A 17,910-nucleotide genomic window follows, 5' to 3' on the forward strand; every position below is an offset into this window, starting at 1 on the left:
GGTGCCAGGGCGAAGCGAGCGTGGCCGGGGTGGAGGGATTGGGTGCTGGGGTGAGACGAAAGCGCATCAATCGATGTGACAAGGCTCAAGGCAGAGCGCCCAAGCGATGATCCAGCCCTTCCTTTTGTGAACCATCTGATCCGCGGCGACGTCGAAGGAGCATCTCCAGGAGACAATTGCCTCCATGAACATGATCGTCCTCATGACCGCCGCGGGCGCGCCGCTGGCGATGCTCGGGCTCTCGACGCCGGTCGCGCCGGAACGCAATTGCATCTTCACGATCCATCCGCAGATCACCTCGGCTGTGTTCGAGAGCAAGGAAGGCAAGATCGTCTTTCCGGACCGGCCGACCGAATATCCCTGCCGCTACGCCAGGACGAAGAGCGGCGCGGACGTCGCCTTTACCAACCAGAATGGTTGGCGTTTCAAGGTGCGCATCGGCCGCGGCGACGAGGGCAGCTGGAAGGCCAGCCTCGCCGACGATGCGGTCGGGGGCCGCGCCTTCTCGCCGTTCGGAGACAGCAAATGAAGAAGGCCGGATCGATGATCCGGCCTTTATTTGCGTAGCCCGGATGGAGCGAAGCGCAATCCGGGGTTCTCGCGTTGAAGGACTGCTCCCGGATTTCGCTTGCGCTCCATCCGGGCTACAAGCCTCTCGTCAGGCCGCCGCCTTCTTCGGCGCGAAGCGGCCGTAGAAGGTCTCGCCCTTCGCGGCCATCTCTTCCAAGAGCTTCGGCGGGGTGAAGCGCGAGCCGTACTTGGCCTCCAGCTTGTGGCAGAGCTCGACGAACTTCTTCGTGCCCATGAAGTCGATGTAGGACAGCGTGCCGCCCGTGAACGGCGCGAAGCCGAAGCCGAGGATCGAGCCGACATCGGCCTCGCGCGGATCGGTGATGACGTGGTCCTCGACCGTGCGCGCGGCTTCCACCGCCTGCACCACCAGGAAGCGCTGCTTCAGCTCCTCGATATCGAGCGTGTCGGGGTCGAGCTGCTTCGGCTGCAACGCGGAGAGGCCCGGCCACAGGCTCTTCTGGCCCTTGCCTTTCTCGGGATAATCGTAGAAGCCCTTGCTGTTCTTGCGGCCGAGCCGGCCCTGCTTCTCGACCATCTCCACCATCAGCTTCTTCTGCTCGGGATTGATCGCGTTGGGGCCGAGATCGGCTTCGGTCGCCTTCATGATCTTGAGACCGAGATCGAGCGCGACCTCGTCCGAGAGCGAGAGCGGGCCGACCGGCATGCCGGCCATCTTGGCGCAGTTCTCGATCATCGCGGGCGGCACGCCCTCCAGGAACATCTCGTTGCCTTCGGCGACGTAGCGGCCGACGCAGCGATTGGCGAAGAAGCCTCTGGAGTCGTTGACCACGATCGGCGTCTTGCCGATCTGGCGGACGTAGTCGAGCGCGGTCGCGAGCGCGACGTCGCCGGTGTTCTTGCCGAGGATGATCTCGACCAGCATCATCTTCTCGACCGGCGAGAAGAAGTGAATGCCGATGAACTTGCCCTGATCCTCAAAACTCTCGGCCAGCGAGGTGATCGGCAGCGTCGAAGTGTTAGAGGCGAAGATCACATCAGGCTTCAGATATTGCTGCGCCTTGGCAAAGGTCTCCGCCTTGACCTTGCGGTCCTCGAACACGGCCTCGATGACGAGGTCGACGTCCTTCAGCGCGGCGTAGTCCGCGGTCGGCGTGATGCGCGCGAGCAGCGCTTCGGCGTCCGCGGGCTTGGCGCGGCCCTTCTTGATCTGCTCCTCGATCACCTTCTGGGCATGCGCCTTGCCCTTGTCGGCGCTCTCCTGGTCGCGATCGATCAGGACGACGTCGAGGCCGGCGCGGGCCGAGACATAGCCGACGCTCGCGCCCATGAAGCCGGCGCCGATCACGGCGATCTTCTTCACCTTGGTCGCGGGCACATCCTTGGGACGGCGCGCGCCCTTGTTGAGCTCCTGCATCGACAGGAACAGGCTGCGGATCATCGCAGCCGCTTCCTTGGAGCGCAGCACCGAGGTGAAGTAGCGCGACTCCACCCGCAGCGCGGCGTCGATCGGCAGCTGCAGGCCCTCATAGACGCAGCTCATGATCGCCCGCGCGGCCGGGTAATTGTCGTAGGTCTCGCGGCGATAGATCGCGTTGCCGGCCGGGAACATCATCATGCCGGCCTTGGAGAACACCGGGCCGCCGGGCAGCTTGAAGCCCTTCTCGTCCCACGGCGCGACGGCCTTGCCGCCGCCCTTGATCCAGTCCTTGGCGGCTTTGATGAGGTCGGCTGCGGGCACGATGGCGTGAATCAAATTCAGCGCCTTGGCCTTGTCGACCGTGACGGGGTCGCCCTTGAGCAGGATGGTCATGGCGTCCTGCGGCGGCACCAGGCGCGGCACGCGCTGCGTGCCGCCGGCGCCGGGGAATAGGCCGACCTTGACCTCGGGCAGGCCGAGGCGCGTCTTGGGATTCTCCGCCGCGACGCGATAATGGCAGCACAGCGTGATCTCGAAGCCGCCGCCGAGCGCGAGCCCGTTGATCGCCGCCGCCCACGGCTTGCCTGAGGTTTCGATTCCGCGCAGCACCTGCGAGAAGCGCCGGCTCTGGTCGAACAGCATCTGGTTCGCCGCGATCTCGCCCTGCTCCTTGAAAACCTTCGCATAGGCCTGGTTCATGCCTTCGAGCATGGACAGATCGGCGCCGGCGCAGAACGCTTCCTTGGCGGAGGTGATGACGATGCCCTTCACCGCGGCATCCGCCGTGGTCGCCTTGACGATCGCCTCGAGCTCGTTGGTCGAGGTCTCGTCGAGCACGTTCATGGAGCGGCCCGGGATGTCCCAGGTGACGAGCGCGATGCCGTCCGAATCGGTCTCAACCTTGAAGTTCTTGTACGACATGTTGGTTGCTCCTCAACCCTTAGACGCGCTCGATGATGGTCGCGGTGCCCATGCCGCCACCGATGCACAGCGTGACGAGGGCGGTGGACTTGTTGGTGCGCTCGAGCTCGTCGAGCACGGTGCCGAGGATCATCGCGCCGGTCGCCCCGAGCGGGTGGCCGAGCGCGATCGCGCCGCCATTGACGTTGATCTTGGCATTGTCGATGTCGAAGGCCTGGATGTAGCGCAGCACGACCGAGGCGAAAGCCTCGTTCAGCTCGAACAGGTCGATGTCCGACTTCTTCATGCCGGAGCGCGCGAACAGCTTCTCGGTGACGTCGACCGGACCGGTCAGCATCATCGCCGGCTCCGAGCCGATGTTGGCGAATGCGCGGATCTTGGCGCGCGGCTTCAGGCCGTACTTGCTGCCAGCTTCCTTGCTGCCGAGCAGCACGGCGCCGGCGCCGTCGACGATGCCCGAGGAATTGCCGGCGTGGTGCACGTAATTGACGCGCTCGATCTCCGGATGCGACTGCACCGCGACGCCGTCGAAGCCGCCCATCTGCGCCATCATCGTGAACGACGGCTGCAGCTGCGCCAGCGACTGCATCGTCGTCGAGGGGCGCATGTGCTCGTCCTTGGCGAGAATGGTGAGGCCGTTGATGTCCTTCACCGGCACCACGGATTTGTTGAAGCGGCCTTCGTCCCAGGCCTTGCCGGCGCGCTGCTGGCTCTGCACGGCGTAGGCGTCGACGTCGTCGCGCGAGAAGCCGTATTTGGTGGCGATCAGGTCGGCCGACACGCCCTGCGGCATGAAGTAGGCAGGCACCGCCATCGAGGGATCCATCGGCCAGGCCCCGCCGGAGGCGCCGATGCCGACGCGGCTCATGGATTCGGCGCCGCCGCCGATCACGAGCTCATGCTGGCCGCTCATGATCTGCGCCGCTGCGAAGTTCACGGCATCGAGGCCGGAAGCGCAGAAGCGGCTGATCTGCACGCCGGGCACGGCCTCCCCAAGACCGGCCTTCAGCGCCGCGAAGCGCGCGATGTCGGAGCCGGCTTCGCCAACCGGATCGACCACGCCGAGCACGACGTCATCGACCGAATCCTCAGGCAAATTATTGCGGTCCTTCAGCGCCTTCAGCGGCACGGTCGCGAGCGCGAGGGCGGTGACTTCGTGCAGCGCGCCGTCCGGCTTGCCGCGGCCGCGCGGGGTACGAACGTGGTCGTAGATGAATGCCTCAGGCATGACGCCCTCCTGATGTGATGTTCGGTACGATTGGGAGCAGGCAGCGGAAGCAGGCTCAGAACGCTTCCGCCGGCAGTTCCATGATGGTGGCGCAACCGGCCTGGATGCGCGCGAGATTGGCGGCGGTCTCCGGCAGCATCCGCTCCATGAAGAAGCGGCCGGTGACGAGTTTTGTGGAGAGATAGGGCGTCGCCCCGCTCTCGGCAATCTTGGCATTCGTCACCTTGGCCATCCGCGCCCACATGTAGCCGAGCGCGACGAAGCCGAAGAGATGCAGGTAATCGGTTGCGGCGGCACCGGCATTGTCGGGCTTAGCCATCGCGTTCTGCATCAGCCAGGTCGTCGCCTGCTGCAGATGGCCGAGCGAGGTCGAGAGCGGCGTGATGAAGGGGTTCAGCGCCTCGTCGCCGCCGTTCTCCTTGGCGAACGCCATGACCTCGCCGAAGAAGGCCATGATGGCGCGGCCGCCGTCGCGCGGCAGCTTGCGGCCGACGAGGTCGAGCGCCTGGATGCCGTTGGCGCCTTCATAGATCATGGCGATGCGCGCATCGCGCACGAACTGCTCCATGCCCTGCTCGGCGATGTAGCCGTGGCCGCCATACATCTGCTGCGCCTGCACCGCGTTGGCGAAACCATAGTCAGTGAGGAAGCCCTTCAACACCGGCGTCATCAGACCCATGTGGTCGTCGGCGGCCTGGCGGTCCTTGGGGTCTTCGGAGCGGTGGGCGACGTCGCTCTTCAGCGCGGTCCACATCACGAAGGCTCGCGCGGCCTCGTTGAACGCGCGGATCGAGAGCAGCGTGCGGCGCACGTCGGGATGCACGATGATCGGGTCGGCCGGCTTGTCCGGCGCCTTGACGCCTGACAGCGCGCGGCCCTGGATGCGCTCGCGGGCATAGGCGACCGCGTTCTGATAGGCGACCTCGGACTGCGCGAGGCCCTGCACGGCGACGCCGAGCCGGGCCTCGTTCATCATCACGAACATGCCCTGCATGCCCTTGTTCTCTTCGCCGATCAGCCAGCCGGTGGCGTTGTCGTAGTTCATCACGCAGGTCGAATTGCCGTGGATGCCCATCTTGTGCTCGATCGAGCCACAGACGACGCCGTTGCGCGCGCCCACCGAACCGTCGGCATTGACCAGGAACTTCGGCACCACGAACAGCGACACGCCCTTGATGCCGGCCGGCGCGCCCTCGATGCGGGCGAGCACGAGATGGATGATGTTGTCGGCGAGATCGTGCTCACCGGCCGAGATGAAGATCTTGGTGCCCGTGATCTTGAAGCTGCCGTCCGCCTGCCGCACTGCCTTGGTGCGGAGCATGCCGAGATCGGTGCCGCAATGCGGCTCGGTGAGGTTCATGGTGCCGGTCCATTCGCCGGCCACCATCTTCGGCACGTAGGTCTTCTTCTGCTCGGGCGTGCCGTGCACCAAGAGCGCTGCGGTCGCGCCCATGGTGAGGCCGCCATACATCGAGAACGCCATGTTGGCGGAAATCTGAAATTCGTTGACGGCCTGCGACAGCGTCACCGGCAGGCCCTGGCCGCCATATTCGGTCGGCGCCGACAGGCCGAGCCAGCCGCCCTCGGCGACCTGCTTGAAGGCTTCCTTGAAACCCTTCGGCGTGGCGACGCTGCCATCATCCGCGCGCTTGCAGCCCTCGAGATCGCCGACGCGGTTGAGCGGCTGCAGCACCTCTTCGGCGAGCTTGGCGGCTTCGGCGAGGATGGCCTCGCGCACGTCGCTCGACGCATCGGAGAAGCCGGCGAGATTGTCGTAGCGATCGATCTGGAAGACGTCGTTGAGCAGGAAGTTCACGTCTTCGACGGGGGCTTTATAGATCGGCATGGTGGTCTCCCGGCATGGGGCTTGAGGAGGATGTTGGGCTTATGATTGGGCGGCGGCAAGCTGCTCCGCCATCAGGCGGTGCAGCATGTTGATCGCCTTGAGCGGACGCACCATCACCTTGAAGTGGGTGATGCGCCCCTCGCTATCGAAGCTGATGATGTCGACGCCGTTGATCTCGATGCCGTCGATGACATTCTTGAATTCGAGCACCGCGCCGTTGTCGCTGCGCCACTCGCCGACATAGGTGAAGCCGGGGCCGCCGAGCACCTTCTCGGCGCTGGAGAGGTATTTGAAGGTGATGTCGCGGCCGCGTTGCGGCGTATGCACGACGGGGCTTTCGAACACGGCGTCGGGATGCAGGAGGTCCCAGAGCGCGGCGCGGTCGTGAGACTTCATGTAGGCGTACCAGGAATCGAGGCCGGTCATTCTCAGGTGCCTCCCTAGGCTAAGGGCAAAAGTGCGAAAACAACCCCATGCACAGTAGCGAGGAGATTGATTTCACTTGATTATTCAGTCGGGCCTGTGGCCCGCCTGCACGCTGCCTCATATGCACATTGACGCATATGCGCCGATGCGCATAAAGTCAAGCAGCTTGGTCAAACCTAAAGAAGGGGGCCGATCATGGCACTGGGCGACGCAATCCTCGCATGCCTGACGGAACGCCCGATGACGGGCTACGAACTCGCCAAGACGTTCGATTCCTCGATCGGCTTCTTCTGGAAGGCCGACCATCAGCAGATCTACCGCGAGCTCTCCAAGCTGCGGGACCGCGGCTACATCCAGGGCCGCGAGGTCGTGCAGTCGGGCAAGCCCAATAAACTGATCTATACGCTGACTCCCGAGGGCCGAACAGCACTGCGGCACTGGGCCGCGCGGCCAAGCACGCCGCCCTCGATCAAGGACGACCTCCTGGTGCGGCTGCATGCGCTCGACAGCATCGACATCGAGCCCATGCGCACCGACCTGATGGCCCGCCTGGAGCACCACCGCGACCGCCACGCCAATTACGAGCGCATCCTGAAGAAGCGCTTTCCCGACGGCACGGCGGAAGGCCGGCTCGATCTCGGCAATCTGCTCCTGCTCCAGCTCGGCGCCCGCCACGAGCAGATGGTGGCCGACTTCTGCGAGGAGGCGCTGGAAGCGCTGTCGGCGATGAGCGGCAAGGCGACGGTGGTACCGCTGGAGGATGGCAAGCGCGAGAAGGGCTGAGGGCGCCGACGTTACGCGAGCCCTTTCCGCCTCCTCGCTGTCATCGCCCGCGAAGGCGGGCGATCCAGTATTCCAGAGACGGCGCGGCTAGAGCCGAGGAGCCGCGGCGTACCGGATGCTCCGCCTTCGCGGGGCATGACACCGGTTTGTTTCGGGACCGGATGAGCGACACAACACCGCCCCCCAGTTCCCGCCGCCCAACTTTAAGACAGCGGCTCCGCATTCCTTAACTCGTTATTTACCGTAACAGGAAAAAGTCGGTTTTCGAGGCAGACGACCCGCGCCAAATTCGATTGTCTTTGCAACCGGCACGCGTGGGGAAGCTGGAGGCGCCGGGGTGGGGTGCCGAAGTCGGAACCGGACAGAGTCATGAATTCGCGCGTATCGTGGAGTGTCGACGGCATCGATCCATCCGTCCGGGAGCGGGCCGAGGCTGCTGCGCGCCGTGCCGGCATGTCGCTCAACGATTGGCTGAACTCCACGCTCGGCGATACTGCCCCGCCCAACTTCCGCGGATCCTACGATCAGCGTCCGCAGCACGTGCCGAGCCAAGGACCGAGTCAGGAGAGCCGCGAAGTCGCCGACATCCACCAGCGGCTCGACGCGATCACCCAGCAGATCGAGCGGATCTCGAAACCCGCGCCGCGCCAAGACTCCTCAAGACAAGACGTCTCAAGACAAGACTCCTCACGACCAGACGTCTCGCGTGAGCAGGGCGTCGCGCGCCAGCTCAACGATGCGATCTCGCGGCTCGACGCGCGCCTGTCGCAGATCTCCCGTCCACAGCGGCAAGCGCCGCAGCCGCAGGCCCCTCGCCCCACCCCGGCCGAGACGCGCCAGCGCCAGGCCGATGCCGTCGAGCGCGCCGCCGCGCAGGTCTATCGCGGCTCACCACCCCTGAGCCCGGCTTCGTTCGACGTCGCGGTCGCCGAGATCACCGCGCGCCAGAGCGAGCTCGACGGCTTTGCGCCGCGGCAGATGCCGCCGCGTGCCGCGCCGCCGCTTGCGCCAACGGCTCCTTGCGCGCCGCCGATGGCGCCGCCCGCCCCTAACTATGCGCCGCCGCCACCGCAGCCGGGGCCGGATTTCTCCGCGCTCGAGCGCCATCTGCTCAAGATCACGAGCCAGATCGAATCGCTGCAGCGGCCCGACAATACCGAGCAGGCCATCAACGTCTTCCGCAGCGAGCTGGCCGAAATCCGCGCCGCCATCACCGAGGCGATGCCGCGGCGCGCGATCGAATCGATCGAGAACGAGATCCGCTCGCTGCACCGCCGGATCGACGAGACCCGCTCCAACGGCACCGACGGGCAGGTTCTTGCCGGCATCGAGCGCGCACTGTCCGACATCAAGCAGGTACTGCGCACGCTGACGCCGGCCGAGCAGCTCACCGGATATGACGAGGCGATCCGCAATCTCGGCGCCAAGCTCGACCTGATCCTGCGCGCCAATGACGATCCCTCGACCGTGCAGCAGCTCGAAGGCGCGATCGCGGCGCTGCGCGCCATCGTCTCCAACGTCGCCTCCAACGAGGCGCTGGCACGGCTATCCGAAGACGTACAGCTGCTGTCGTCCAAGGTCGACCAGATCACCCGCGCCTCCGGCCATGGCGACAGCTTCGCGGCGCTGGAGCAGCGCATCGCGGCGCTCACGGCGGCGCTGGAAACCCGCGAGCGGCCGCAGCCGTCGGAGAGCACCGAGCATCTGGAAGCTGCGATCCGCGCGCTGTCGGACCGCTTCGACCGCATGCAGGTCGGCAACGATTCCGCCTCGACCTTCGCCCATCTCGAGCAGCGCGTCTCCTATCTGCTGGAGCGGATCGAGGCCGCCGCCGATCCGCGCAACGGCAATCTGAGCCGCGTCGAGGACGGGCTGCACGACATCCTCAGGCACCTGGAACGGCAGCAGGCGACCTATGCGGCCCTCGCCGAGAGCCGCAGTTCCGCGCCGCCGCCCGATTCCGGCATGGTCGATCTCGTCAAGCGCGAGCTCTCCGACATCCGCTTCAGTCAGGCCGAGACCAACCGGCACACCCAGGACTCGCTCGAGGCCGTCCACAGCGCGCTCGGTCACGTCGTCGATCGCCTCTCGATGATCGAGGGCGATCTGCGCGCGGTACGCACCGCGCCGCCTCCTCCCGCCCCACAGCCGATGTCGACGCCGATGGCAGCGGCGATGGAGCCGGCGCCGATGGCGCGCGAGCCGCGGCCGCAACCGCCAGCACAGCCGCCGAAATACGATCCGAAGCCCGAGCTGCCCAATCCAGCTGCCGCGCAGGCGCCGCCGGCTGCCTTCGTCGCCGCACCGCGCGAGTTCCACGCCGCCACCCCCGCCGCGCCGCCGCCCGTGCCGGCGGCGCCGCCGGTTCCCCCGCGCGCGATCAGCGAGATCCTGGAGCCGCACACGGCGCGCGCTGCACTCGCGCCGGAACTGCCGCCGGATCACCCGCTCGAGCCGGGCACACGGCCGGGCGGGCGCGTCGCCACGCCGTCGGAACGCATCGCCGCCTCCGAAAGCGCGATCAGCGGAATTGCCGCCGCACCGAAGGAGCCGGTGTCGTCGTCGAGCTTCATCGCGGCGGCCCGCCGCGCGGCGCAAGCTGCCGCCGCACAGCCGCCCGAGAAGCCGGCCCGCGGCGCCAAGGCCGCGATCGCCCGCGCCAAGGAGAAGGGCCAGGAAGGCGGCTCGACCATCACCTCAAAAATCCGCTCGCTGCTGGTCGGCGCGAGCGTGGTCGTGATCGTGCTCGGCACCTTCAAGATGGCGATGAACCTGCTCGAAGGCGGCAGCTCGTCACCGACGCCGCAGGCGATGCAAAACATCCCGAGCGAGCCGGCGCCGCAGCCAGCGGCGCCGCCGGTCGAGACCAAGCCAGCCGCGCCCGAGCAGATCACCCCGTCGATGACGTCGCCGACACCGATCGGACGGCAGTCGCAGAACAATGCCGCGCCGGCGCCTCTTCCCGGTTCCGGCGGCTCGGCCTCCGTTGAGATCCCGCAAGCGCCTGCCGCGGCGATGCCGCCGGCCTCAAGCGACGTCACCGGCGCGCTGTCGGGCACGAGTCGCGCCAAGCTCGGCGTCGTTCAGGTGCCGCCGAGCGAGAAGCTGCCTGACGGCATTGGCGGCCCGGCCTTGCGCAGCGCCGCGATGAAGGGCGATGCGACCGCGGCCTACGAGATCGGCGTGCGCTTTGCCGAAGGCAAGGGCGTTGGCACGAATTACGACGAAGCGGCGAAGTGGTACGACCGCGCGGCGCAGGCCGGGGTCGTCCCCGCAATCTTCCGCCTCGGCACGCTCTACGAAAAGGGCCTAGGGGTGAAGAAGGACGCCGACATCGCGCGCCGCTACTACACCCAGGCCGCCGAGCGCGGCAACGCTAAGGCGATGCACAATCTCGCCGTGCTCGATGCCGACGGCGGCGGTCGCGGCGCCAATTACAAGAGCGCGGCGCAGTGGTTCCGGAAAGCGGCCGATCGCGGCGTCGCCGACAGCCAGTTCAACCTCGGCATCCTCTATGCCCGCGGCATCGGCGTCGAGCAGAACCTCGCCGAATCCTACAAATGGTTCAGCTTAGCTGCCGCCCAGGGCGATGCGGATGCCGCCGGCAAGCGCGACGATGTCGCCAAGCGCCTCGACCCGCAATCGCTGGCGGCCGCCAAGCTCGCGATCCAGACCTTCAGCGCCGAGCCGCAGCCCGACGATGCCGTCAACGTTGCGACCCCGAACGGCGGCTGGGACAGCGCACCGCAGGCCAGCGCGAAGCCGGCCCCCAAGCAAGTGGCGACGAAACGCTCGGCCTCAGCGGCGCATTGAGCCGGATCGCATTCGATCCGACGCGGAGACACTCCCAACCCTCCCCCGCAAGCGCATGGCTAGCGCATATGACTTGTGGCGGCGGGCTGCGCGCACGCCTCGTCCTTCGAGACGGCGCTAACGCGCCTCCTCAGGATGAGGCTAATCGGCATCAGTGCTCGTTGAACCTGCTGCCGCGCACTCCGCCCTCATCCTGAGGAGCCCGCCCAAAGCGGGCGTCTCGAAGGATGGCCGCAGGGGAAAACTCCCAAATGCGCTAGCCCCTGCGCCAGCGGGAGACGGCTGGGGGAATCAGCTCGCAGCTTTTGCATTCTGCCGGGAAATCGCTATTTTCCGCGGCCCGGAGGCCCCTGATGTCCGTTATTGATCTAGCCGCAAACCCGAGCGAGTTGCGTGCGCTCGCCGAACAATCCAACGCCTGGCCGTTCGAGCAGGCGAAGGCCATTGTCGCGCGGCTGAAGAAAAGCCCGAAGGACGAGGTGCTGTTCGAGACCGGCTATGGTCCGTCTGGCTTGCCGCATATCGGCACGTTCGGCGAGGTGGCGCGCACCTCGATGGTGCGCCACGCCTTCCGCGTGCTCACCGAGGACAAGGTCAAGACGCGCCTGTTGGCGTTCTCCGACGACATGGACGGCTTCCGCAAGGTGCCCGACAACGTTCCGAACAAGGAGATGCTGGCCGCTCATATCGGCAAGCCGCTGACGCGGGTGCCGGATCCGTTTTCAAACGAATATCCGTCGTTCGGCGCGCACAATAACGCGCGCTTGCGCGCGTTTCTGGATCATTTCGGCTTCGACTACGAGTTCGCGAGCTCGACGGACTATTATACGTCGGGCCGCTTCGATGCGACGCTGCTGAAGATGCTCGCCGCCTACGACAAGATCATGGCGATCATCCTGCCGACGCTGGGCCCGGATCGCCGCGCGACCTATTCGCCGTTCCTGCCCATCAGCAAGACCACGGGCGTCGTGCTGCAGGTGCCGATGATCCGCCGCGACGTCGCGGCCGGCACGGTGACCTATGTCGATCCCGACACCAACCAGGAAGTCGAGACACCCGTCACCGGCGGCAACGTCAAGTGCCAGTGGAAGGCCGACTGGGCGATGCGCTGGGTCGCGCTCGGCGTCGACTACGAGATGGCGGGCAAGGACCTGATCGATTCCGTGAAGCTGTCCGGCGCGATCGCCAGAGCGCTCGGCAGCACGCCGCCCGAAGGTTTCAACTACGAGCTCTTCCTCGACGAGAAGGGCCAGAAGATCTCGAAGTCGAAGGGCAACGGCCTAACCATCGACGAATGGCTGCGCTACGCCTCGCCGGAATCGCTCTCGCTGTTCATGTACCGCGAACCGAAGGCGGCCAAGCGGCTGTATTTCGACGTCATCCCGCGCAATGTCGACGACTACCAGCAATTCCTCGACGGCTTTCCGAAGCAGGACGGCAAGCAGCAGCTCGGCAATCCGGTCTGGCACATCCACAACGGCAAGCCGCCGACGGGCGACATGCCCGTCACCTTCCAGCTGCTCCTGACGCTGGTGTCGTCGTCGAACGCGGAGAACGCCGAGACGCTGTGGGGCTTCATCGGCCGCTATCGGCCCGGCGTGAGTCCGCAGACGCATCCGAAGCTGGATGCGATGGTCGGCTATGCCATCAACTATTATCGCGACTTCGTCGCGCCGACGAAGCAGTTCCGCGTACCCACGGACAGCGAGCGCGCCGCGCTGCAGGATTTGCGCGATGCGCTGTCGCAGCTGGCGCAGGACGCATCCGCCGAGGACATCCAGAACGTCGTCTACGAGATCGGCCGCCGCGAGCCGTTCCTCGACCAGGTCAAGAAGGGCAAGGACGGCCGCCCGGGCGTGACGCTGGACTGGTTCAACATGCTCTACCAGGTCCTGCTCGGCCAGGAGAAGGGCCCGCGCTTCGGCTCCTTCGTCGCGGTCTACGGCGTGCAGAACGCGGTCAACATGATCGACGGCGCGCTGGCGAGGAGTGCGTGAGCGGCGCCATCACTGGCTCGCCCAGAGGATCCGCGCAACCCAGGCGACATCGCTCGCCGCGACCGTTCGCGCCGCCTGTGACGCATCGAGGGGCGCCAACTCCAGGGTCTTTGCCGTGCGGCGCTTCAGGGTCGCAATCGTGATCTCGTCCGTCTTGATCTTGACCACCACGCGATCACCCTTGCGGATCGGCGCCGCAGGCGAGACCAGGATGATGTCACCGTCGCGATAGGCAGGCAGTAGCGCAGCGCCGGAAATCTCCAGCGCAAAGACTTGACCGTCCTCTCCGATCGGAAGCGCGATCTCGGTCCAGCCCCTGCCGGTTGGAAGACCGGCCTCATCGAAGGCGCCGCTCATTCCGGCCTGTGCAAAGCCGAGCAGCGGCACCGAGCCGCGGCCGCTTCCACCGTCGTCATCAATCAGCTTCGCAAAGCTGTCGATCGAGGCGTCGGCCGCCGCCAGCGCTTTTGCGATCGATTCGGTCGAGGGCCAGCGCTCGCGGCCGTCGGCGGTGACGCGCTTGGACCTGTTGAAGGTGGTGGGGTCGAGCCCGGCACGCTTGGCAAGGCCGGACGGCGACAATCCGGCGCGCGCCGCCAGCCGGTCCAGCGCGGCCCAGATCTGGTCGTGAGTCAGCATCCTCTGCGCTTTGGCCTGTCTGACCATGGAAGGCCCAGCCCGTCGCAACTCAGGAAAACTGTCCTCAAATCAACCGGTTTTCCGTTTTTCGCGCAAGAGGCGACCGAGGCGGCGTTCGCAAACGAAGCGGGTAGCCGTTCGCGTCAGGAAAGCGCGCAAAACGGGAATCTGGAGCCCCGTGCCGATTTCATCGGCGCGGAAAAGGCTCAAAGCCTTGAGTTCGGAAGGGGCGGGCTTTACGGTCACGCCGGGGTTTCGAGGACCCGCGAAAAGCGAAAAAACCCAAGAGACTCAAAGAACAAACAAGGCTGCGGTAGCGGTGGTCAAGATCTACAAAATCTGTCCGGCCTCGGCCTGGCGCGAGGCGGAACGGCAGGGTGTCTACCGGGGCAGCGCAGATGACGCGCGCGACGGGTTCATCCATTTCTCGACCGCGGCCCAGGTTCCCGAGACCCTGCGCAAGCACTATTTCGGGCAGCGCGCGCTGTTCCTGGTCGAGGTCGACGGCGACGCGCTCGGCAGCGAGTTGCGCTGGGAACGCTCGCGCAATGACGAGCTCTTCCCGCATCTCTATGGCGAGCTCGATCTCGGCGCGGTCCTTGCGGTGATGAACCTCAACATGCGCTCCGACGGCAGTCACGATGTTCCGGAGCTGTTGCCGTGATCCGCGCGTTCGACGCCTTTTCGCTGCCGGTGCTGCGCTGGCTCGATCCCGAGGACGCGCATCGCCTCGCGATCCAGGGCCTGCGCTTCCTGCCGCCGGTCAAGCCGCGCGCCGATGATCCCAAGCTCGCGGTGCGCGCCTTCGGGCTGAACTTTCCCAATCCGATCGGCATGGCTGCGGGCTTCGACAAGAGCGCCGAGGTGCCGGACGCGCTGCTGCGGCTCGGCTTCGGTTTCGTAGAGATCGGCTCGGTGACGCCGAAGCCGCAAGCCGGCAATCCGCGGCCGCGGCTCTTCCGTCTCGAGCGCGACGAGGCGATCATCAACCGCATGGGCTTCAACAATGACGGCGCGGAGGCGGCTCTGCGCCGGCTTGCCGCGCGCGCGCAGCACGGCGGCATCGTCGGCGTCAATGTCGGCGCCAACAAGGATTCGCCGGACCGCGTCGGCGACTACGTCAAGCTGATCGAGACCTTCGCGCCGGTGGCGAGCTATTTCACCGTCAACGTCTCCTCGCCGAACACGCCGGGCCTGCGCAACCTTCAGGAAGGCGCGCTGCTCGACGATCTGCTCGCGCGCGTGATCGAGGCCCGCGAGCGTGTCAGGCAGAAGGCCGGCGACACGCCGGTGCTGCTCAAGATCGCGCCGGATTTGAGCCTCGCTCAGCTCGACGACGTCGTGCAGGTCGCGCGCTCGCGCCGGGTCGACGGCATGATCGTGTCGAACACCACGGTCGCGCGGCCGAGCACGTTGCGTGAAGAGACGCGGGCGAAGGAACAAGGCGGCCTGTCCGGCCGGCCGCTGTTCCGTCTGTCGACGCGCATGGTCGCGGAAACCTATGTGCGCGTCGAGGGCGCATTCCCGCTGATCGGCGTCGGCGGCGTGGATTCGGGCGGCGCCGCGCTGACCAAGATCCGCGCCGGCGCCAGCTTGATCCAACTCTATTCGTCGCTAGTCTACAAGGGCCTCGGCCTGGTCGACGAGATCAAGCGCGACCTGACGTCGACATTGCTGCGGACAGGGCGGGATTCGCTGTCGGAGATCGTCGGCGCCGACGCGGCGACGCTGACGGCGGAAGACTGGCCGGGGATGTGAGGCGTCCTTCGCCTCTCCCCGCCTGCGCAGACTTCGTAGCCCGGATGGAGCGCAGCGCAATCCGGGAAGCTATCGGCATGGACAAAGCCCCCGGATTACGCTGCGCCCCATCCGGGCTACGGTTCTTCTACGGCTTCACGAACGTCGCGCGATACAGCGCCGGATACCTCGCGCCCTGCAAGCCGCCGCGCGCGACGTAGAACGCGATCAGCGCACTCCACAGGCCGGCATTGCCGAACGATTGCAGCGCCAGCCAGGCGGCGAAGAAGATCGCGAGCGAGAGCAGCATCAGATTGCGCATCTCCCGCGCCCAGGTCGCGCCGACATAGATGCCGTCGAAACCGAAGGCGAACACGCCGGGGAGCGGCGCCAGCACGATGAAGGGCAGGAACTCGCGCGCCGCGCGGCGGACGTCCTCGCTCGCCGTCATGACGTTGATGATGTCAGGGCCGAAGGCTGCGAACAGCACGGCGACGACAATTGCGAAGCCGAGCCCCCAGAGCAGCACCAGCCTGGTCGAATCCGCAAATCCCTTGGCGTCGCGGCCGCCAAAGGCGCGGCCGCAGAGCTGCTGGGCCGCATTGGCAAGGCCGTCGAGGAAGAAGGCGCTGACCAGGAGGAAATTGTTGAGCACGGAGTTCGCGGCCAGCGTGACGTCGCCGGCCCGCGCGCCCTTGGCGGTGAAGAACAGGAACACGGCGATCAGCGCCGCGGTGCGGATCAGGATGTCGGTATTCACCGCCAGGAGCCGCATCAGCTTGTCGCGATCGAACAGCGTTGCGCGAGGTATGGCAAAACCGCCGAGCGCATGGCGCCTGCACACGATCACGCCGAGCATGAAGCCGATCGTCTCGGACAGAAGCGCGGCGATCGCCGCGCCGGCAATGCCGGTGTCGTAGACCAGCACCAGCAGGATGGTCGCCACCATATTGATGAGGTTGATGACGACCTGGAGCGCAAGGGCCGGATTGGCGCGGGCCTGCCCCACCAGCCAGCCGAGGATGACGTAATTGGCGAAGGCGAAGGGCGAGGACCAGATCCTGATCATGAAATAGGTCTTTGCGGCCTGCGTCACGCCCTCGCTGCCGCCCATCAGGTCGAACAGTGCGCCTGCCAGCGGCAGCTGCAGCACGATCAGCGCCGCACCGATCAGGCCGGCGACGATGAAACCGCGCACCAGGATCACGGTCTGCTCGCGCGTCTCGCCCGCGCCGAGCGCCTGCGCGGTGAAGGCGAGCGTGCTCATGCGCAGGAAGCCGAACAACCAGAACAGGCAGTCGAAGATGACGGAGGCCATCGCGACGCCGCCGAGCAGCGCGGCATCGTCGAGCCGCCCGATCGCGGTGGTCGAGACCACGCCGATCAGCGGCGTCGTGAGGTTCGCGACCATCGCGGGACCTGCAATGGCGAAGACCTGCCGGCTACCGACGCGGTGATGGACGGGTGCGTGCATCTTTCAGAACACGAGCACCATGCCGTCTTCGGCGGCGAGGTGCTCGACCTCGCCCAGGCGCGACAGCATGTCGTCGCTCATATGGGTGAGGACGAGCCGCTTGGCGCCGATGTCGGGCAGATGCTGTTCCAAGGTCTTCAGGCTGAGATGGTTCTTTACCACCTTCTCGTACATATAGGCTTCGGCAATGAAAAGGTCCGCGCCATGCGCCAGCGGAATGAGCGTCTCCGTCCATTCGGTATCGGCGGTGTAGGCGAGCGTGCGGCCCTCGGCCGCGATGCGATAGGCCAGGAACGGTCCGCCTGATTCGCCGTGCACGACCGGATAGGGCGTCACATTCACCGCGCCGAAGCTTTGGCTTTGCCCGGGCGCGAGCTCGACCACGTTCAGCTCGAAGCGCGGCTTGGTGTTCGAGGAATGCTCGAACAGCGCCTCCATCACCTCGCGCAGCCGCCTCTCGATGCCTTGCGGGCCCGCGATCGTCAGCGGCCGCGTTCGCCGCGAGAATTGCGCGTCGAGCAGAAAGAACGGCAGACCGGCAAAATGGTCGCCATGGAAATGCGTGATCAGGATCAGGTCGATGTCGCCCCGATCGATCTCGAGCCGCTTCAGCGCCGGCAGCGCCGACGCACCGCAGTCGATCAGGAAGTTCGCTTTGCGCCCCGAGACGTGGAAGCAGGTGTTGAGCCTGCCGCCGGAGCCGAAGGCATCACCGCAGCCGACGAACCGCAATTGCATCGGCTGCGCACCCCCTCAATCCGATCCTTACCGGCCGCGCGGCGCGCCGAACACGCGCGACAGCAGCCAGATCGGAATCACGATGACCGCACCAAGCAGGAAGTAGCGCCACAGCCAGTTCACCGCATCGAAGCCGAGGTCCCACAGCCGCTGGAACAACAGGCGGATGCTGTGGATGATGTTCCAGGGGTCGAAGCCGATCGTCGCCAGCACCACGCCGACCAGGATCGAGAGCAGCACCAGGCGGAACGCGACCGCCAGCGGCGAGCCGCCGAGAAAGCGGTGCAGGCCGTCGCTGCGGCCGGCCGGCAAATCTCTGACGTCTTGGACCATCGCAAACTCCTGAAGCGGATTCGA

The 17,910-nt window shown here is 66.2% G+C and carries 14 protein-coding genes; 6 read left to right on the forward strand and 8 right to left on the reverse strand.

Annotated features, from left to right (window positions below; translation table 11 throughout):
• Positions 1-184 precede the first annotated feature (184 nt).
• Positions 185-529, forward strand: coding sequence for a hypothetical protein (locus I6F16_RS27650; RefSeq protein ID WP_225113002.1), 345 nt, complete (start codon positions 185-187; stop codon positions 527-529).
• 129 nt (positions 530-658) lie between these two features.
• On the opposite strand, the gene I6F16_RS27655 is transcribed toward I6F16_RS27650, so the two are convergent.
• The 4 genes from I6F16_RS27655 to I6F16_RS27670 are packed head-to-tail and all read right to left on the reverse strand — an operon-like array spanning position 659 to position 6,372.
• Positions 659-2,872, reverse strand: a complete 2,214-nt coding sequence (locus I6F16_RS27655; RefSeq protein ID WP_225174172.1) for an FAD-dependent oxidoreductase — start codon at positions 2,870-2,872, stop codon at positions 659-661.
• A gap of 19 nt (positions 2,873-2,891) precedes the next feature.
• Positions 2,892-4,100, reverse strand: a complete 1,209-nt coding sequence (locus I6F16_RS27660) for an acetyl-CoA C-acetyltransferase (RefSeq protein ID WP_036020547.1) — start codon at positions 4,098-4,100, stop codon at positions 2,892-2,894.
• A 55-nt stretch (positions 4,101-4,155) separates the two neighbouring features.
• Positions 4,156-5,946, reverse strand: a complete 1,791-nt coding sequence (locus I6F16_RS27665) for an acyl-CoA dehydrogenase C-terminal domain-containing protein (RefSeq protein WP_225113000.1) — start codon at positions 5,944-5,946, stop codon at positions 4,156-4,158.
• A gap of 39 nt (positions 5,947-5,985) precedes the next feature.
• The gene (locus I6F16_RS27670; protein WP_035996505.1) at positions 5,986-6,372 is read right to left on the reverse strand and encodes a nuclear transport factor 2 family protein; all 387 of its coding nucleotides are present in this window, start codon (positions 6,370-6,372) and stop codon (positions 5,986-5,988) included.
• 195 nt (positions 6,373-6,567) lie between these two features.
• On the opposite strand from I6F16_RS27670, the gene I6F16_RS27675 reads away from it, so the two are divergent.
• The 3 genes from I6F16_RS27675 to I6F16_RS27685 all read left to right on the forward strand — a co-directional run bounded on the left by I6F16_RS27675 (position 6,568) and on the right by I6F16_RS27685 (position 12,965).
• Entirely contained in the window at positions 6,568-7,155 is a 588-nt protein-coding gene (locus I6F16_RS27675) for a PadR family transcriptional regulator (RefSeq protein ID WP_035996500.1), read from the forward strand.
• Between the two features lie 369 nt (positions 7,156-7,524).
• Positions 7,525-10,968, forward strand: a complete 3,444-nt coding sequence (locus I6F16_RS27680; protein WP_225112999.1) for a tetratricopeptide repeat protein — start codon at positions 7,525-7,527, stop codon at positions 10,966-10,968.
• A 353-nt stretch (positions 10,969-11,321) separates the two neighbouring features.
• Entirely contained in the window at positions 11,322-12,965 is a 1,644-nt protein-coding gene (locus tag I6F16_RS27685; RefSeq protein WP_036020521.1) for a lysine--tRNA ligase, read from the forward strand.
• 9 nt (positions 12,966-12,974) lie between these two features.
• Here the strand turns inward: I6F16_RS27685 and I6F16_RS27690 are convergent, their stop codons facing one another.
• Positions 12,975-13,631, reverse strand: coding sequence for a helix-turn-helix transcriptional regulator (locus I6F16_RS27690; RefSeq protein ID WP_225112998.1), 657 nt, complete (start codon positions 13,629-13,631; stop codon positions 12,975-12,977).
• Between the two features lie 292 nt (positions 13,632-13,923).
• Between I6F16_RS27690 and I6F16_RS27695 the strand changes: the two genes are divergently transcribed.
• Together I6F16_RS27695 and I6F16_RS27700 are read left to right on the forward strand one after the other, a co-directional pair.
• Complete coding sequence (locus tag I6F16_RS27695; protein ID WP_035996479.1) at positions 13,924-14,268, forward strand: DUF952 domain-containing protein; 345 nt, start codon at positions 13,924-13,926, stop codon at positions 14,266-14,268.
• Entirely contained in the window at positions 14,265-15,362 is a 1,098-nt protein-coding gene (locus tag I6F16_RS27700; RefSeq protein ID WP_035996478.1) for a quinone-dependent dihydroorotate dehydrogenase, read from the forward strand. The genes I6F16_RS27695 and I6F16_RS27700 overlap by 4 nt, the downstream gene beginning before the upstream one ends.
• A gap of 127 nt (positions 15,363-15,489) precedes the next feature.
• Here the strand turns inward: I6F16_RS27700 and I6F16_RS27705 are convergent, their stop codons facing one another.
• Genes I6F16_RS27705 through I6F16_RS27715 form a run of 3 tightly spaced genes read right to left on the reverse strand, consistent with a single transcriptional unit; the run spans position 15,490 to position 17,886 of the window.
• Entirely contained in the window at positions 15,490-16,815 is a 1,326-nt protein-coding gene (locus tag I6F16_RS27705) for an MATE family efflux transporter (protein ID WP_074447647.1), read from the reverse strand.
• A 3-nt stretch (positions 16,816-16,818) separates the two neighbouring features.
• A complete protein-coding gene (locus I6F16_RS27710) occupies positions 16,819-17,553 on the reverse strand; it encodes an MBL fold metallo-hydrolase (protein WP_109142200.1) in 735 nt (244 codons plus the stop codon).
• A gap of 27 nt (positions 17,554-17,580) precedes the next feature.
• Positions 17,581-17,886, reverse strand: a complete 306-nt coding sequence (locus I6F16_RS27715) for a DUF6460 domain-containing protein (RefSeq protein WP_035996474.1) — start codon at positions 17,884-17,886, stop codon at positions 17,581-17,583.
• Positions 17,887-17,910 lie beyond the last annotated feature (24 nt).

Origin of the sequence: Bradyrhizobium sp. IC4060 (genome assembly GCF_020193715.1) — a bacterium.
GTDB lineage: Bacteria > Pseudomonadota > Alphaproteobacteria > Rhizobiales > Xanthobacteraceae > Bradyrhizobium > Bradyrhizobium yuanmingense.

What these genes read in the sequence shown, in the direction of transcription:
- I6F16_RS27650 (WP_225113002.1), top strand. Translation starts at nt 185, where the DNA reads ATGAACATGATCGTCCTCATGACCGCCGCGGGCGCGCCGCTGGCGATG.
- I6F16_RS27655 (WP_225174172.1), bottom strand. Translation starts at nt 2,872, where the DNA reads ATGTCGTACAAGAACTTCAAGGTTGAGACCGATTCGGACGGCATCGCG.
- I6F16_RS27660 (WP_036020547.1), bottom strand. Translation starts at nt 4,100, where the DNA reads ATGCCTGAGGCATTCATCTACGACCACGTTCGTACCCCGCGCGGCCGC.
- I6F16_RS27665 (WP_225113000.1), bottom strand. Translation starts at nt 5,946, where the DNA reads ATGCCGATCTATAAAGCCCCCGTCGAAGACGTGAACTTCCTGCTCAAC.
- I6F16_RS27670 (WP_035996505.1), bottom strand. Translation starts at nt 6,372, where the DNA reads ATGACCGGCCTCGATTCCTGGTACGCCTACATGAAGTCTCACGACCGC.
- I6F16_RS27675 (WP_035996500.1), top strand. Translation starts at nt 6,568, where the DNA reads ATGGCACTGGGCGACGCAATCCTCGCATGCCTGACGGAACGCCCGATG.
- I6F16_RS27680 (WP_225112999.1), top strand. Translation starts at nt 7,525, where the DNA reads ATGAATTCGCGCGTATCGTGGAGTGTCGACGGCATCGATCCATCCGTC.
- I6F16_RS27685 (WP_036020521.1), top strand. Translation starts at nt 11,322, where the DNA reads ATGTCCGTTATTGATCTAGCCGCAAACCCGAGCGAGTTGCGTGCGCTC.
- I6F16_RS27690 (WP_225112998.1), bottom strand. Translation starts at nt 13,631, where the DNA reads ATGGTCAGACAGGCCAAAGCGCAGAGGATGCTGACTCACGACCAGATC.
- I6F16_RS27705 (WP_074447647.1), bottom strand. Translation starts at nt 16,815, where the DNA reads ATGCACGCACCCGTCCATCACCGCGTCGGTAGCCGGCAGGTCTTCGCC.
- I6F16_RS27710 (WP_109142200.1), bottom strand. Translation starts at nt 17,553, where the DNA reads ATGCAATTGCGGTTCGTCGGCTGCGGTGATGCCTTCGGCTCCGGCGGC.
- I6F16_RS27715 (WP_035996474.1), bottom strand. Translation starts at nt 17,886, where the DNA reads ATGGTCCAAGACGTCAGAGATTTGCCGGCCGGCCGCAGCGACGGCCTG.